Source organism: Ruegeria sp. CG1, from assembly GCF_056537265.1.
Genome location: NZ_JBQFRF010000003.1, coordinates 162,854 through 178,787, shown reverse-complemented (window position 1 = coordinate 178,787; position 15,934 = coordinate 162,854). Strand labels below are relative to the sequence as shown.

Annotated in this window: 13 protein-coding genes; 3 read left to right on the top strand and 10 right to left on the bottom strand. The window is 57.4% G+C overall.

What is annotated here, in order from left to right; genetic code table 11:
* Positions 1 to 61: 61 nt before the first annotated feature.
* Entirely contained in the window at positions 62 to 2,386 is a 2,325-nt protein-coding gene (gene clpA / locus ACR0AU_RS10375) for an ATP-dependent Clp protease ATP-binding subunit ClpA (protein ID WP_170401887.1), read from the top strand.
* An 87-nt stretch (positions 2,387 to 2,473) separates the two neighbouring features.
* On the opposite strand, the gene ACR0AU_RS10370 is transcribed toward clpA, so the two are convergent.
* The 3 genes from ACR0AU_RS10370 to ACR0AU_RS10360 form a co-directional block, all read right to left on the bottom strand.
* Complete coding sequence (locus ACR0AU_RS10370) at positions 2,474 to 4,153, bottom strand: peptidoglycan -binding protein (RefSeq protein WP_170636080.1); 1,680 nt, start codon at positions 4,151 to 4,153, stop codon at positions 2,474 to 2,476.
* Between the two features lie 3 nt (positions 4,154 to 4,156).
* Positions 4,157 to 5,335, bottom strand: coding sequence for a biopolymer transporter ExbB (locus ACR0AU_RS10365; protein WP_170636081.1), 1,179 nt, complete (start codon positions 5,333 to 5,335; stop codon positions 4,157 to 4,159).
* Positions 5,336 to 5,403: 68 nt separating this feature from the next.
* On the bottom strand, positions 5,404 to 5,934 hold the full coding sequence (locus ACR0AU_RS10360; RefSeq protein ID WP_170392457.1) for a gamma-glutamylcyclotransferase: 531 nt from the start codon (positions 5,932 to 5,934) through the stop codon (positions 5,404 to 5,406).
* 67 nt (positions 5,935 to 6,001) lie between these two features.
* Here ACR0AU_RS10360 and ACR0AU_RS10355 point away from each other — a divergent pair, with 67 nt between their 5' ends.
* Positions 6,002 to 7,003 carry a DUF2125 domain-containing protein gene (locus tag ACR0AU_RS10355; RefSeq protein ID WP_480795650.1) on the top strand — a complete coding sequence of 334 codons (1,002 nt, stop codon included), beginning with the start codon at positions 6,002 to 6,004 and terminating at the stop codon, positions 7,001 to 7,003.
* Here the strand turns inward: ACR0AU_RS10355 and ACR0AU_RS10350 are convergent.
* From ACR0AU_RS10350 to ACR0AU_RS10335, 4 genes are all read right to left on the bottom strand, one after another.
* The gene (locus tag ACR0AU_RS10350) at positions 7,000 to 7,821 is read right to left on the bottom strand and encodes an extensin family protein (RefSeq protein ID WP_170733006.1); all 822 of its coding nucleotides are present in this window, start codon (positions 7,819 to 7,821) and stop codon (positions 7,000 to 7,002) included. The genes ACR0AU_RS10355 and ACR0AU_RS10350 overlap by 4 nt on opposite strands.
* Positions 7,818 to 8,738 (bottom strand): prephenate/arogenate dehydrogenase family protein, encoded by a 921-nt coding sequence (locus tag ACR0AU_RS10345; protein WP_480795649.1) that lies wholly within the window; start codon positions 8,736 to 8,738, stop codon positions 7,818 to 7,820. Before ACR0AU_RS10345 ends, ACR0AU_RS10350 begins: the two co-directional genes overlap by 4 nt.
* Complete coding sequence (gene hisC / locus ACR0AU_RS10340) at positions 8,735 to 9,820, bottom strand: histidinol-phosphate transaminase (RefSeq protein ID WP_170392463.1); 1,086 nt, start codon at positions 9,818 to 9,820, stop codon at positions 8,735 to 8,737. Before hisC ends, ACR0AU_RS10345 begins: the two co-directional genes overlap by 4 nt.
* A 64-nt stretch (positions 9,821 to 9,884) precedes the next feature.
* Complete coding sequence (locus ACR0AU_RS10335; protein WP_170733007.1) at positions 9,885 to 11,300, bottom strand: aminotransferase class V-fold PLP-dependent enzyme; 1,416 nt, start codon at positions 11,298 to 11,300, stop codon at positions 9,885 to 9,887.
* Between the two features lie 103 nt (positions 11,301 to 11,403).
* On the opposite strand from ACR0AU_RS10335, the gene ACR0AU_RS10330 reads away from it, so the two are divergent.
* Complete coding sequence (locus ACR0AU_RS10330; protein ID WP_170392465.1) at positions 11,404 to 11,865, top strand: Lrp/AsnC family transcriptional regulator; 462 nt, start codon at positions 11,404 to 11,406, stop codon at positions 11,863 to 11,865.
* Positions 11,866 to 11,988: 123 nt separating this feature from the next.
* Here ACR0AU_RS10330 and rpsD read toward each other — a convergent pair whose 3' ends face one another.
* The 3 genes from rpsD to ACR0AU_RS10315 all read right to left on the bottom strand — a co-directional run bounded on the left by rpsD (position 11,989) and on the right by ACR0AU_RS10315 (position 15,845).
* The gene (gene rpsD / locus ACR0AU_RS10325) at positions 11,989 to 12,609 is read right to left on the bottom strand and encodes a 30S ribosomal protein S4 (RefSeq protein ID WP_170392466.1); all 621 of its coding nucleotides are present in this window, start codon (positions 12,607 to 12,609) and stop codon (positions 11,989 to 11,991) included.
* 212 nt (positions 12,610 to 12,821) lie between these two features.
* Positions 12,822 to 13,136 (bottom strand): hypothetical protein, encoded by a 315-nt coding sequence (locus tag ACR0AU_RS10320; protein ID WP_480795648.1) that lies wholly within the window; start codon positions 13,134 to 13,136, stop codon positions 12,822 to 12,824.
* A 426-nt stretch (positions 13,137 to 13,562) separates the two neighbouring features.
* A complete protein-coding gene (locus ACR0AU_RS10315) occupies positions 13,563 to 15,845 on the bottom strand; it encodes an adenosylcobalamin-dependent ribonucleoside-diphosphate reductase (protein WP_170733008.1) in 2,283 nt (760 codons plus the stop codon).
* Positions 15,846 to 15,934 lie beyond the last annotated feature (89 nt).

Here is a 15,934-nt window from a genome sequence, read left to right as displayed (position 1 = left end):
TTGGGATGGGGATCCGGCCTGCAGCCCGCCCCCTTCCGGCCCAATACAGAGGAGCACCCGCGTGCCTTCATTCTCGAGCACACTTGAACAAGCCATCCACGCGGCCCTTGCGGCGGCGAATGAACGGCGACATGAATTCGCAACGCTAGAGCATCTGCTGCTGGCGCTGTTGGAAGAACCCGATGCGGTGCGCGTCATGAAAGCGTGCAGCGTCGATCTGGACGAGTTACGCAGCACCTTGGTCGAATTCATCGACGAAGATCTGTCAAACCTCGTCACTGATATCGACGGGTCCGAAGCCGTGCCCACGGCAGCCTTCCAGCGTGTCATTCAGCGCGCCGCGATCCACGTTCAAAGCTCTGGCCGCACAGAGGTGACCGGGGCCAATGTATTGGTGGCCATCTTCGCCGAACGTGAAAGCAACGCAGCCTATTTCCTGCAAGAGCAGGACATGACCCGTTATGACGCGGTAAACTTCATCGCACATGGTGTGGCCAAAGACCCGGCCTATGGAGAGAATCGTCCTGTAACGGGTGCTGATGAAGCCGAAGAAGAGGCTCAGACGACCTCTGGTGACGCTGAGCAGAAAGAAAGCGCGCTTGGCAAATATTGCGTTGATCTGAACGCCAAATCACGCGCCGGTGATGTAGATCCGCTGATCGGACGCTCGGACGAGGTTGAACGCTGTATTCAGGTGCTGTGTCGCCGACGCAAGAACAACCCGTTGCTGGTAGGTGACCCCGGTGTCGGCAAAACCGCCATCGCCGAAGGTCTGGCGCATAAGATCGTTGCGGGCGAGGCCCCGGACGTGTTGTCGGAAACCACCATCTACTCGCTTGATATGGGCGCCCTGCTTGCAGGAACTCGCTATCGCGGCGATTTCGAAGAGCGTCTGAAAGCGGTTGTGACCGAATTGGAAGAGCACCCTGATGCAGTTCTCTTCATCGACGAGATTCACACTGTGATCGGAGCGGGTGCAACCTCGGGCGGTGCAATGGATGCGTCGAACCTGCTGAAGCCAGCGCTTCAGGGTGGCAAACTGCGCACCATGGGCTCGACCACGTATAAAGAGTTCCGTCAGCATTTCGAAAAAGACCGCGCGCTGAGCCGCCGATTCCAGAAAATCGACGTGAACGAGCCGTCGGTCGAGGACAGTGTCAAAATTCTGCGCGGTCTGAAACCGTATTTCGAAGAGCATCACTCGATCAAATATACTGCCGACGCGATCAAGACAGCTGTCGAATTGTCGGCGCGCTATATCAACGACCGCAAACTGCCCGACAAGGCCATCGACGTGATCGATGAGGCCGGGGCAGCGCAACACCTGCTGGCCGAAAGCAAACGTCGCAAGACCATCGGCGTCAAAGAGATCGAGGCGGTGGTTGCCAAGATTGCGCGTATCCCACCCAAGAACGTCACCAAGGATGATGCCGAGGTTCTCAAAGATCTCGAAACCTCGCTGAAACGCGTGGTGTTTGGTCAAGATGAAGCGATCGAAGCGCTGTCCAGTGCGATCAAACTGGCGCGCGCCGGTCTGCGTGAGCCCGAAAAACCCATCGGCAACTATCTGTTCGCTGGCCCCACCGGTGTTGGCAAAACAGAAGTGGCGAAACAGTTGGCTGACACGCTTGGTGTTGAACTGCTGCGCTTCGACATGTCGGAATACATGGAGAAGCACGCGGTCAGCCGTCTGATCGGTGCGCCTCCGGGTTATGTCGGGTTTGATCAGGGTGGTTTGCTGACCGACGGTGTCGACCAGCACCCACATTGCGTCTTGTTGCTTGATGAGATCGAAAAAGCGCACCCTGACGTGTTCAATATCCTGTTGCAGGTGATGGATCACGGCGAATTGACCGACCACAATGGCCGGACGGTGAATTTCCGCAACGTGGTCCTGATCATGACCTCAAACGCGGGTGCACAGGAACAGGCTAAGGCTGCCATTGGCTTTGGCCGCGACCGGCGCGAAGGTGAGGATACCGCAGCGATCGAACGTATGTTCACGCCGGAGTTCCGCAACCGCCTGGACGCCGTGATCTCATTCGCGCCGCTGCCGAAAGAGGTCATTTTGCAGGTCGTTGAGAAGTTTGTCCTGCAGCTGGAAGCACAGTTGCTGGATCGTGGCGTGACCATCGATCTGACACCGCGTGCCGCCGAATGGCTGGCCGACAAGGGCTATGATGACAAGATGGGTGCGCGTCCTCTAGGCCGTGTCATTCAGGAGCACATCAAGAAACCTCTCGCCGAGGAACTGCTATTCGGCAAACTGGCCAAAGGCGGCGTGGTCCGTGTCTCGATGAAGAAGGGCGAGCTGAACCTGGAAATCCTGGGCCCCGATCAGCCCCGCATTCCGGGCGACAAGCCCCCGCTTTTGACAGCGGACTAACCCACGGCTTCTATAACGAAAAACGCCCGCCTTTTCGGTGGGCGTTTTTCTTGTTTGGCAGGTAATCCACAGCGGTTCGAACCAGCCTTACCGCTCTGTCAGCTTCAACTCGATCCGACGGTTTTGGGCGCGCGCCTCGGGTGTGTCGGCGGGATTAACGGGCTGGAATTCTCCGAACCCGTTTGCCGCCAAACGATCAGGTGGAATGCCCAGCGCATCAACCATGTAGCGCACCACAGAAAGGGCACGACCCTGGCTGAGCTCCCAGTTGTCGCGATATCGTCCGCTTCCTGCAAGTGGCACATTGTCGGTGTGACCATCGACACGGATGACCCAGTTCAACCCTTCGGGTATTTCTGCGGCAACGCTTCGCAGGATATTGGCAACTTTGGCAACCTCCTGACGACCTTCCGCAGACAGGTTTGCGGACCCGGTGGCAAACAACACCTCAGACGAGAACACGAAGCGGTCACCTTCAATGCGCACGCCATCCTGATCACCCAGCACATCGCGCAACCGCCCGAAGAATTCCGAGCGATAGCGCTGCAAATCCTCGGCCTGCGCGGCAAGCTCCTGATTCTGGCCCGCCAGTTTCTCGGCCTCGGCTTCCAGCCGAATACGTTCAGCCTCTTCCAGCAGTCGGCGACGGCGTTCTTCCGAGGCTGCGCGCGCTAGAGCGGCATTCAGATCCTGGCCCAGCGTCTGTATCTGGATCTCGGCGGCGGTATTACGTTCTTCGTAATCGTCTAACAAAGCCTGCAGCGATCCCAACTGGCTGCGCAGGGCTGCCATCTGCTGATTAAGCAGCGCGGTCTGACGTTGCGCTTCGGTCGAGATTTCCTGTTCCGATGCAAGCGCCTCTCGGGCGAGCGCCAGCAGCGCCGCGCGCTCCTCGGCCAGTGACCTTTGTTCAGCTTCATTTGCTTGTGCTTGGGTTTGGGCATCCAGCGCCGCCTGCAGTTGTTCCCTCAGTTCTTCGGCATTGATCTCACCGAACTGACGCTCAAGCTCTGCCTTGGCAGCCTGTGCCGCAGCTAGCAAAGTCAGGGTATCCTCGGCTTCCTTTCGCTGCGCTTCCAGCGCCAAGGTCATCGCTGTCAGTTCAGCATCTGCATTCTGCAATCGATCACGCAACGCCTCAGCAGCGGCGGCTTCGGCCAGACGCGCGGCCTCTTCCTCGGTCAGTTGCTGTTCCAGCTCGGATATCTGAGCTGCCTGTGCATCTTCGCTGGTTTCAAGTTCGGCGACGAGAGCTTCAAGTGCTTCGCGTCGAGCCGCGGCAAGGCGGGCGGCTTCGGCCTGTGCGTCGATTTCTTGTCTGCTTTGAGCAAGTGCCAAATTCAAGGCATCTTGTTCATTTAGCAACTCATCGCGTTGCGTTTCTAGCGCGGCGATATCCCCCTGCGCACGCGCCTGATCAGCCAGCAAAGCCGCGACCTGTGCTTCAAAGTCGGTTATGCGGGTTTGTGCCTGCGCTAGATCGTCTTCGACCTGATTAAGCGTTGCATTCAAGTTCCCAAGACGCGCTTGAAGACGGCTGTTTTCCCGCTCTTCCAGCCCCAGCGCCCCGGCCAGAGCGGCGATTTCGTCGGACAGCGCAGTCAGTTCATCCTCTTGCCCCGAAATCGTTTCGCGCAGCACAAATTGCACGACCATGAAGATGGTCAGCACAAAGGTCAGCACCATCAACAATCCCGTCATCGCATCCACGAAGCCGGGCCAGACCGAGCCCGAGAATCGTTGACCTGTGCGGCGGGACAGCGCCATGAGTTACTCTCCTTCTGGCGGCGTACGTACGGCGCCCCGTGGCAAGGTCAATGCTTTGACCAGTAGCTCAAAATCCTTGCGCAGCTCGTTCATGCTGTCCTGGCGACCGGCGGAAATCTCTTCGAGGATACGCAGCAACTGCACATCCATCGACCGCAGGCGCATGCGGCTTTCCGCATCGATCCCCTCGCCCGCGCCATGTTCGCGCATGTGATCAAGCAACGCGTCTTGCCCCAGCGCCACACGCTCAAGCGCAGCCGTAACACCTTCGGTCTGGGCCTGACGCTGGTTCATTTCCCCGATGACATCGACCAATTGCCCCAGCTTGGCTGATACGTCCGTCCGATCAGCTTCTTGCGCCGAGAACATATCCTGCAGCGCATCCATCTGCTCGGACATGGCGTCCAGTACTGGGGTCAGCACGGCCAGTTCCGCGCCGCCCTCATCGCCTGCTGCAAAGCCAACGCGGGTGATCGAGGACAACCATTCCTCCAATTCGCGATAGAACCGGTTCTGACCATGGCCCGCGAACAGTTCCAGCAGGCCGACGATCAATGAACCGGCCAGACCCAGCAATGACGACCCAAAAGCAACGCCCATGCCCTGCAGCTGCGCTTCCAATCCTGTCATCAGACGGTTGAAGACGGCCAGACCTTCTTCACCTTCCTGCGGATTCAGGCTGCGGATCGTATCAACGATGGCGGGGACAGTGGTGGCCAAACCAAAAAATGTCCCCAGTAGGCCAAGGTAGATCAGCACGTTGGTGATATAACGGGTGATCTCGCGCTCTTCTTCGACCCGTTCGGCGACGGAATCGAGGATCGATCGGGTAGAGCTAGAGCTGATCTGAGACCGCGCCCCGCGTTCCCTCAACAACGACGCCAGTGGGGCAAGCAGTTGCGGCGGGCGCACATCGTCACGTTCGACGCCTCCGGCAAAGGCTTCGATCCAACGAACCGATCCGATCAGCTGTGTGACCTGCAGAAAACAGGCAGCGACACCGATGACAAAGACCAGCAAAATGAACCCGTTAAGATACAGATTGGCCTGAATAACCGGCAGCACATATGGCAACGCCATGAACACGCCAAGTCCTGACAGCCCTATTGCGATCAGCATCATCAAAATCTGACGGATCGGTTGTGAGAAATGTGGTCTCACGCCCTGTTGTGCCTGCGCCATGCGCGTGGCTCCTGGTATTGTCTGCTCTGGGCTGAACCTATCGAAGTTCGCCCCGTGACGCCAAGAGTTTATGCGCTGATTGTCCGCACCCGTTGCGACAACCACTCAAGATCAGGGTCGTGCAGTCCGATCTCGGTCAAGTGCGAGGCAGTATTGTAGAGATATTCGGTATTTGGCCCACGTCCGCCAACCGCGTGGGCGATGATCTGAGCCTGCTCTTCCAATGGAAGACCGCCGCAATACTGAACGTGGTGAGCATCGATGACGTAAGTCACTGCATTTACGATCTGCCCGCAGTCCAGATGCACGTCCAGCATCCGTTCCAGATAGGCTGACGAGATCAGCTCACGCTCACGCAATTCAGCCAAAGTGCGCTCTTCGTGACCTGCCTCGACAGCAAGCGCCAATCCAGTGCAATGCGCGTCTGGCTGTTCGTCCAGCGCCAACACCAAACCGGGGTCTTCTTCCGTGCCGCGATGGTGGATAGAGCGCATGCAAAACGACCGCGCATATCCGTGCAATTTAGCGCGTTCGCTGCGTGCCACCGGAAAGCCCGGGTTCCACAGCAGCGATCCATATCCGAATACCCACATCGTCATTGCACTGGTCCTTGCCCGTTTGGCCCTATAAACATCAAATCCGAGGCAGGAAAAAGGGCCATTCATCATGCGCCGTCTGATACGCGTTTTCGTATTTATCGCCCTCGCGTGGAGCGCCTACTGGTTTGTCGCCGGTTATGGTCTGCGAAACGCCCTAACCGGTTGGTTTGACCGACAGCAAGAACTGGGCTGGCAGGCCGAATTCTCGGACGTGTCGACGGCCGGATATCCGTTTCAGCACATCACACGCCTGAATAATCCCGCTTTGGCCGATCCGGTCAACGGAACGGCGTGGAGTGCGGACTGGGTCGAGTTCCAAAGCCCAGCAATCTGGCCCGGCCGCCAGATGCTGCGCTTTGCCAGTACGCCGCAGCGCCTTTCCTATTTCGACCAGACCACGACCGTTCAGGCCGAAGCGCTACAAGCCGAATTGCAGCTCCAACCCGGTGTCGCGCTGGTGCTCGAGAAAATGGCGCTGACCTCAAAGCGCTGGCTGCTGACAACCGAAGGTGATCCGCAAGCCGGAGGCCAGTCGCTGAGCCTTGTGATGGAGCAATCTGGAGCGCCCGCAAGCTATGGGATTACCGCGAAGATCGACGGATTTACCCCCGGCGATGATCTGAGACGCCTGATGCGTTCAGCATCGACCCTGCCGCAATCGTTCGAAACGCTGGAAATGGATATGTTTGTCACTTTCGACAAACCCTGGGACCGCACCGCACTTGAGCAGCGTCGCCCCCAACCCGTTGCGATTGATCTGCGTTTGGCAGAAATGAAATGGGGTGAGCTGCGTCTGTTCGCCACCGGCGAACTGGAAGTTGACGAACAGGGCATTCCAACGGGTGAAATTGCGATGAAAGCCGAAAACTGGCGCGACATGATCGCGATGGCAAACGCCGCAGGTGCGCTGCCGGATCAGGCAGTCGATCCTGTGACCCGCGCATTGGGTTTCATGGCTGGACTGGGTGGCAACCCAAATGCGCTGGATTTACAGCTGAATTTCAGAGATGGGTTCGTCGCCTTGGGTCCGTTGCCCCTTGGTCCTGCCCCGAGACTGGTACTGCGTTAACGGCAATAGGTGCCGCTGCGGTAGCGCGCGGTGTCTAGGTGGAAATGATCCCGATGGTAGCGATCAGAGTTTGGTCCGAGAACCGTGCCAAATGGCCCACACGCGCCGCGCCATACCTTGGTCAGTTGCTTCTTGGACGGATTTTTGCGCCAGCCATTCAGAACCGTCACCACCTCACCATCGGCCATCTTGAAGCCCGAAATGTCGATGGCGCGCCCTTTACCATGCTCAGAAATCCGCGCCCCTTTACGGTTGTTACGTGTTCTGCAGGCGTAATGCGCGGCGACCTGTAGCTCGACCACCGGACCTCGGCGTTTGAACGTGGGCTTTACAGTTTTGTCGACCCAATTGTTCAGCGCCTGTGCAGTGCCGCAATCCATCGTCGCCGGGCGGCTCAGCCTGACCCCCGATACTGAGGTGATTTGCACTGCATCCTTAATCCCGCAGGCTTTGATCTTGCCCTTCACACGTCCAACCGGCTTACCCTGAATATCGATATCGCCACAGACTGAACCCTTACGCAGCTTGCGTTTCTTAAGAAAGACGCGTTGTTCCAATTCTTCCGGGCGCACAAACGGGCGGATCGAATTCTCGGGCCCGAGCAATGGTAATTCAGCGGGACGGGCTGCAGCGGCCGTTACCTGCGGCGAAGCGGGCCGTAGCACAGGCCGGATGTTGGGGGTGACGATTGCCACCATCGCTTGGGTGGTTTCCGGGCGCGTCAACGGCACAATAGAAGTTTCAGGCGCCGCCGCATTTGCAGTCGTTGCCGCCAAAGCAACGCAGAAAATCAAATGGCTGCAACCGATCTTTCTCATGTCGATGTTTTTCCCCGCCCAAAATCTGGCGCATCCGTATCCTGGCCCGCATCAATGATGCCGCGGCGGATCGCCCGTGTGCGCGTAAAGTAGTCGAACAATTGCTCTCCGTCACCTGTTCGGATGGCCCGCTGTAGCGCAAAGAGCTCTTCCGTAAACCGGCCCAGAATCTCCAGCGTTGCGTCTTTGTTGGTCAGAAACACATCACGCCACATCGTCGGGTCCGAAGCCGCGATGCGAGTGAAATCGCGGAAACCAGCTGCCGAATACTTGATGACTTCGGTGTCTGTGACCCGCCGGAGATCATCCGCAACTCCCACCATCGTATAGGCAATCAGGTGAGGTGCGTGCGAGGTGACCGCCAGCACCAAATCATGATGCGCGGCGTCCATCTCATCGACATTCGATCCCAGACCCTCCCACAAAGCCCGCAGGCGAGCGATTGCATCCGGGTCGGAATCTTCGACCGGCACCAACAGGCACCAACGGTTGTCGAACAGTTCGGCGAATCCCGATTCAGGCCCGGAATGCTCGGTCCCGGCCAGAGGGTGTGCCGGAATGAAATGAACGCTATCGGGTATGTGGGGTGAGACGGCGTCAATCACGTGACGCTTTACCGACCCCACGTCTGAAACGGTGGCACCGAATTTCAGAACCGGCGCAATCTGCTGCGCCACAGGTCCCATTGCACCAACGGGGACACACAAAACCACTAGATCAGCACCTTCGACCGCCTCTTCCGCGGTCTCGCAAACCCGGTCACAAAGGCCGATCTGGCGCGCCGTCTCGCGGGTTGCCTCGGATCGCGCATAGCCCGTCACTTCCCCCGCAAGCCCAGCCCGTTTGATCGCCCAGAACATGGACGATGCAATCAGGCCCAACCCGATCAGCGCAACACGGTCGTAAATCTGGCTCATACAGCGCCCCCTTTGAACGCAGTAATCGCTGCAACCACGCGACCGCAGGCGATTTCGTCGCCTACGGTGATCCGCAGCGCGTTTGGCAGGTTGTAGCCCGCGACCCGCCGCACGATCAAACCCTGCGTTTTCAAATAGTCATCGCAGGCTTCCGCCTCGGCCCTGTCAGCAAAACGGGCGAGGATGAAATTCGTGCATGACACATCGGATGAAACGCCGACCTTCGCCAGTTCATCAGACAACCAAATCCGGAGGCGTGCATTTTCAGACAGGCAGAACCGCAGATATTCCTCATCCCGCACGGCGGCCTCGGCCGCCGCGAGAGCCGTCAGCGATAGGTTGAACGGCTGACGAACGCGGTTCAGCACATCAATAATCTCTTTCGCCGCATAGCCCCAGCCAACGCGCATCCCACCTAGACCGTACACTTTCGAAAACGTCCGGGTCATGATGACATTGCTAAACCGGTCCACCAGCCCTGCGCCTCCATCGAAACCATCGACAAATTCGGCATACGCACCATCCAGCACCATCAGGCAATTGGCTGGCAATGCATCCGCCAACCTCTGCAATTCGGCGTCAGAGACCATGGTTGAAGTAGGATTTCCCGGATTGGTCACAAAGACAATCCGTGTCTGCCCAGTGACCGCGGCAAGGATGCTATCTACGTCTACACGGCGATCCCTCTCGGGCACCATGACCGGGGTCGCGCCCGCCATTCGCGCGATGATCGGATACATGGAGAATCCATGCTCGGTATAAATCACCTCATCACCCGGACCAGCATAGGCCTGCGCTACGAACTGCAACACTTCATCACTGCCGACACCGCAGATGACCCGATTGGCATCCAGTCCGTGCCGTTCAGAAATTGCGGCGCGCAGGCTGGCATGATCGGTGCTGGGATAACGATGCAGCGAAACGGCACTTTCGCGCACCGCTTCGATCGCCTTGGGACTTGGCCCAAACGGGTTTTCGTTGGAACTCAGCTTGATGACATCCGCAACACCGTCAACATGCGACTGTCCGCCCTGATACAGCGCGATGTCCATTATGCCGGGTTGAGGTGTGATCTGGTTCATGAGGGGCTCCACTAGCTTGGCCCCTCATACCTTTCTCAACGGGTTGAGAAAAGCGGCAATTATCTTACGCCGCTTTGAAGCGCGCCGTCGCCGGATCGGCATTGTAGAATGGGACGAACTCCTCGGTCCGGCGCGACAGCTCGTTAACGCTGTCGATAATGAACTGAACGGTCTCTTCGCTCATGAGGTAAGAGAAATTCAACCGCACCCAACCCGGTTTCTTCATTTCCTCACCCTCCGACAGGGCCGCATGCAATTCTTCCGATGTTGCCCGATCAATGCCCAGCAGACGATGCGCATAGGGTCCGGCACAGGCACAGCCGCCACGTGCCTGGATGCCGTAGATATCGCTGAGCATCCGGGTAAACAGCTGCTGATGCACCGGCTGCCCATTCCGATCACACACGAGGAACGAGAATATCGGCAGGCGGTGTGCATTCTCGGCACCTAGCAATGTCAGATGTGGGTTGTCGGACCACCCATCCAACGCCATGTGGTTACACTGCGCTTCACGCTGCGCGATCTCATCCGCTCCAACCGCATCTTTCACGATGAAGGCCAAGGCCGCACGAATGTCTCCGATCACATTTGGTGTACCCGCCTCTTCCCGTGTCGCGAGATCGGCGCTGTAGTCGTGCCGCCAAGGCGAGACAAAGCTGACAGTCCCACCGCCGGGCCAACTCGGACACGTCCGCTTCACAGCGCATTGGTTAACGACCAGAACACCCGACGCCCCCGGCCCGCCCGGAAACTTATGCGGAGAGACAACAATCGCGTCCTTCCGCGCATCTTCCGGCCCCATGTCCATTGGCAAATAAGGTCCACCACCCGCATAGTCCCATACCGCAAGCGCACCATGTTCTTTCAGTAACCGCGTCACAGGATCAGGGTCGGTGATGATGCCTGTGACGTTTGACGCCGCTGAGAATGACCCAATCACAAGATCGGAATCTGCGTGTTCGATCAGCACTGCCTTTAGCGCCCGCATATCGGGACCGCCGTCAACGGCTTCTGGAATCTCGATCACCCGCGCCTTGCTTTCACGCCACGGCAGAATGTTCGAATGATGCTCATACGGACCGATCAAAACGACCGGCTGATTAGCCTCTTGCACTCCCAGCAGACTAACCAGCCGGTTGAGACCCGCTGTAGCGCCAGACCCGGTAAAGATCACCGCGTCCTCTTCCTTGGCGCCAACTATGCGGGCGACCTCGGCCCGCGCCTCGCGGCGCAAACGGGTTATATAGGAACCGCAATAGGAGGCTTCGGTGTGGCTGTTGGCATAGAACGGCAACACATGCTCAGCCACGAAATTTTCGACCTGTCGCAACGCGCGACCCGAGGCAACGTAGTCCGCATACACAAGCGGCACGTCCCCATGCAGACCCGGGATGAGTACCCCCTCACCGATCAGCCCATCACGCAGAGTATTTCCGTGAGCAGCAGATTGAATTTCTGCGCGAAAGTTGGACAAGGTCATAACACAGGCTCCATATTGCTAACTCCAATATGATTGATCCATCCTGTGGAAACCTCACAATTTTATGCTTTATATGTCCGAGTTTTGTGTCATATGAGTTTATATGGAGAAAAAATTAGATCAAATTGACACGCGTCTTCTGAAGGAACTGCAAAAAGACGCAACACTTTCCCAGCGAGAATTAGCAGATAGGGTCGGCCTGTCCCAAAATGCCTGCTGGCGAAGAATAAAGGCCTTGAACGACGCAGGTGTCCTGCAAGGTTCTACGGCGCGCATCGCGCGTGAAAAGCTTGGGCTGAATCTGGTGGTTTTCGTCATGCTACGCACGCGCCACCACTCTGCCCAATGGTTGCAGGCCTTTCGCAGTCATGTCCTGACCATTCCTGAAGTGGTCGATTTCCATCGCATTGGCGGCGACTATGACTATCAACTCAAGGTCGTTACAGAAGATATGGCCTCTTACGACAAAGTCTATCAACGCCTCATCGATAAGATCGAACTGGACAGCGTCACCTCCTATTTCGCAATGGAGGCCATTGCCGAAAGTCGCCCGCTTCCTATCTGATCCGCCTCTTCATCTGGCCAAATATATCTCGGGGGAGTCGCGCAGCGACTGGGGCAGAGCCCCATCAAAACAAAAAAGACCGCGCTGAAAGCGCGGCCCTTAAACTCAACAGGTCGGCGAAGATTAGTTCTTCGCGTAGAATTCAACGACCAGGTTCGGTTCCATCATAACCGGGTAAGGCACATCGCTCAGGCCCGGTGCACGCACGAAGGTCGCGGTCATTTTCGAGTGGTCGGCGTCGATGTAGTCAGGCACATCACGCTCGGCCAAGCCGACAGCTTCCAGGACAACGGCCAATTGCTTGGACTTGTCACGCACTTCGATAACGTCGCCTTCTTTGACGCGGTAGGACGGGATGTTGACCCGCTTGCCGTTCACTTTAACGTGGCCGTGGTTCACGAACTGACGTGCGGCGAACACGGTCGGAACAAACTTGGCGCGGTAAACAACGGCGTCCAGACGACGCTCCAGCAGACCGATCAGGTTTTCACCGGTGTCGCCTTTGACACGCTCAGCTTCTGCATAGATGCGGCGGAACTGCTTCTCGGTCAGGTCGCCGTAGTAGCCTTTCAGCTTCTGCTTGGCACGCAGCTGCAGACCGAAGTCAGACAGTTTACCCTTGCGGCGCTGGCCATGCTGGCCGGGGCCGTATTCACGACGATTAACCGGGGATTTCGGACGACCCCAGATGTTTTCGCCCATCCGGCGGTCGATTTTGTACTTGGCAGACGTGCGTTTGGTCACGGCTGATCTCCTTCTTTAGATTGAGGCCCCGATGGGCCACTATGAAGGGCGTTGTCCTCTTGAGGTTTCCCCCATGACAGGCATCCCCTTGCGGGGGCCACCAACACCAATGAAGCCGCGCTTATATCCCTGCTTCGGCCAGAGTCAACACGCCACAGCAAGCAAAGGGTAGGATTTCTGCTTAGAGTTGGAATCTTTCTGAGAAGTATCCGTTATTCAGCGGCCCAACCGGCAGTATTTGATAGATTTACCGGCACTGAACTTGCATTTGCACGAGCCGCCGGGAACACGACAACCTTGTCGTCATAACCACTGTCAATCTCAACAGGTTCAATATGCGAAGCTGCCGAACTGACCCAGAAATCTTGATCAGGCTCAGGGTATCCATCCTCAAACACAAGCACCAGAGACGCTTCGTTCACCTCACGCACCAGCTCGGCAACGAAAGTCTGAGCGCCGTTTGACAACTCGATCTTGGCACTTTTGTTGATCTCGCCGGGGTTGGTGAAACTGGCTCTGGCCGCCAATATAGATCCAAGACCGGTGGAGTCTGCGTGCAGCGCAACTTGTTCAGCACTTGCGGCGAGTTGGACCCCTCGCCCCCTCCAGGACCAAGAGCTACCAACGCGCAAGTGGGCCAAAGGCGCCGCCTCAAGCCCGTCAACTTCCGTCTGTGTCCAAAATATTGCTATCCGACCGTTATAACCGGTTCTCATCTGTCCGCCCGCACTTTTACTCATCCCACAAGTAACTGTGCTTGTGTATCAACGAAAAAATGGGCGGAAAAGAGACCGAAATGTAGCAATCACGAAAATGTTGCTAAAGAACAGCCTCATATTGATACTTTTCGTCGAATGTTGGTGAACGTCTGGCGCACCGCGCTAAGTTCGCTTCGATCCGAAGTCCGCGAAGATAGCCGACTTTGATTGATTGCAGATAGCTTTTACGCCAAATCAGCCACACTTAGAATAACCGCAGCTGCGGCAGGTCATGCAGCCTTCGATCATCACCATGTCGAACTGACCACAGGATGGGCAAGCCTTGCCACGCGGGGCGTCCATGTTGACCACCTGCGCCTGAGGATCGGATTTCAGGCCCATGCCTTCGCCCTCAAGGAAGCCGATATTGACCATGTGTTGCTCGATCACGCCGCCAATCGCGGCCAGGATGGACGGAATGTACTTGCCTTTGACCCAGGCCCCGCCGCGCGGGTCAAACACAGCTTTCAGTTCCTCGACCACAAAGGACACATCGCCACCGCGTCGGAACACGGCCGATATCATCCGGGTCAAAGCCAGCGTCCAAGCATAATGCTCCATATTCTTCGAGTTAATGAACACCTCGAAGGGACGACGGCGTCCGGCAATGACGATATCGTTAATTGTCAGATAGATTGCGTGCTCGCTGTCCGGCCATTTCAGCTTGTAAGTCGACCCTTCAAGCGATTGTGGGCGATCCAGCGGTTCGGACATATAAACGACCTCGCCCCCGTCAACCTCATGCGGGGCATCCGCGCTTTCACCCGGCGCTTTGTCGTCGCTTTCCGATACGCTCAGAACCGAGCCGGTCACATCGTTTGGCCTATAGGTAGTGCAGCCTTTGCATCCCTGATCCCAGGCCTGCATATAGACGTCTTTGAAGGCGTCAAAGCTGATATCTTCGGGACAGTTGATCGTCTTCGATATCGAACTATCGATCCACTTTTGCGCCGCCGCCTGCATTTTTACGTGATGGGACGGGCTTAGTGTTTGCGCATTCACGAAATACTTGGGCAATTCGGCGTCGCCAAACTTGTCGCGCCACATCTGCACCGCATAGTCCACAACCTCTTCTTCGGTGCGCGAACCGTCCTTTTGCAGCACCTTGCGCGTGTAGGCATAGGCGAAAACCGGCTCGATCCCCGAAGACACGTTGCCCGCATACAGCGAAATCGTACCCGTCGGCGCGATCGAGGTCAGCAGCGCGTTGCGGATGCCGTGTTCGCGGATTGCGTCGCGCACATCGTCATCCATCAGTTGCATGGTGCCGCTGGCCAGATATTTCTCGGCGTCAAACAGTGGGAAAGCGCCCTTTTCCCTCGCCAAATCGACCGACGCCAGATACGCGGCGCGCGCGATTGCGTGCAACCAGCGTTCGGTCTGACGCGCCGCCTCGTCCGAGCCGTAGCGCAAACCCAACATCAACAGCGCATCGGCCAGACCAGTCACGCCCAGCCCGATACGGCGCTTGTCCTGCGCCTCGGCTTCTTGTTCGGCCAGCGGGAATTTCGACGCGTCCACCACGTTGTCCATCATGCGAACGGCGGTGGCCACCAGCTCTTGCAAGGCCTCCTCGTCCAGATGCGCGGCATCCTCGAACGGCTCGGCAACCAACCGTGCCAGATTGATCGAACCCAGCAGACAGGCACCATAAGGCGGTAGAGGTTGTTCTCCACACGGGTTGGTCGCCGAGATCGTCTCGACGTAATTCAGGTTGTTCGCCTGGTTGATCCGGTCGATAAAGATCACGCCCGGCTCGGCATAATCATAGGTGGCCTGCATGATCTTGTTCCAAAGATCCCGCGCCTGAACGGTGTGATAGACCTTTCCGTCAAATACCAGATCCCACGGTCCATCGGCCTTAACGGCCTCCATGAATGGATCGGTGACCAGAACCGACATGTTGAACATGCGCAAACGCGCCGGGTCGGATTTCGCGGTGATGAACTGTTCGATATCTGGATGGTCGCAGCGCATGGTCGCCATCATCGCACCACGACGCGAGCCTGCAGACATGATCGTGCGGCACATGGCGTCCCAGACGTCCATAAAGCTTAGCGGGCCCGAGGCATCCGCTGCGACCCCTTTCACATCGGCGCCGCGCGGACGGATGGTTGAGAAATCGTAACCGATCCCCCCGCCCTGCTGCATGGTCAGCGCGGCCTCTTTCAGCATGTCGAAGATACCGCCCATGCTGTCGGGGATCGTCCCCATCACAAAGCAGTTGAACAGGGTTACCTGTCGCGCGGTGCCCGCCCCGGCGGTGATGCGGCCAGCAGGAAGGTATTTGAAATCCTCTAGCGCCTCATAGAATTTTTCTTCCCAATGCGCCGGGTCTTCTTCTACACGCGCCAGATCACGAGCTATGCGCCGCCAGCTGTCCTCGACTGTCTGATCGATGGGCGTACCATCCGCCTGTTTAAAGCGGTATTTCATATCCCAGATCTGCTCGGCGATGGGGGCGGCAAAGCGGCTCATTGGTGATTCCCTGTGCTGAAAGAGGCATTCAGATTAGCCCAGATCACATCTAAACCACAACACCTTGATGACAAGCGCATGAGGGCTAC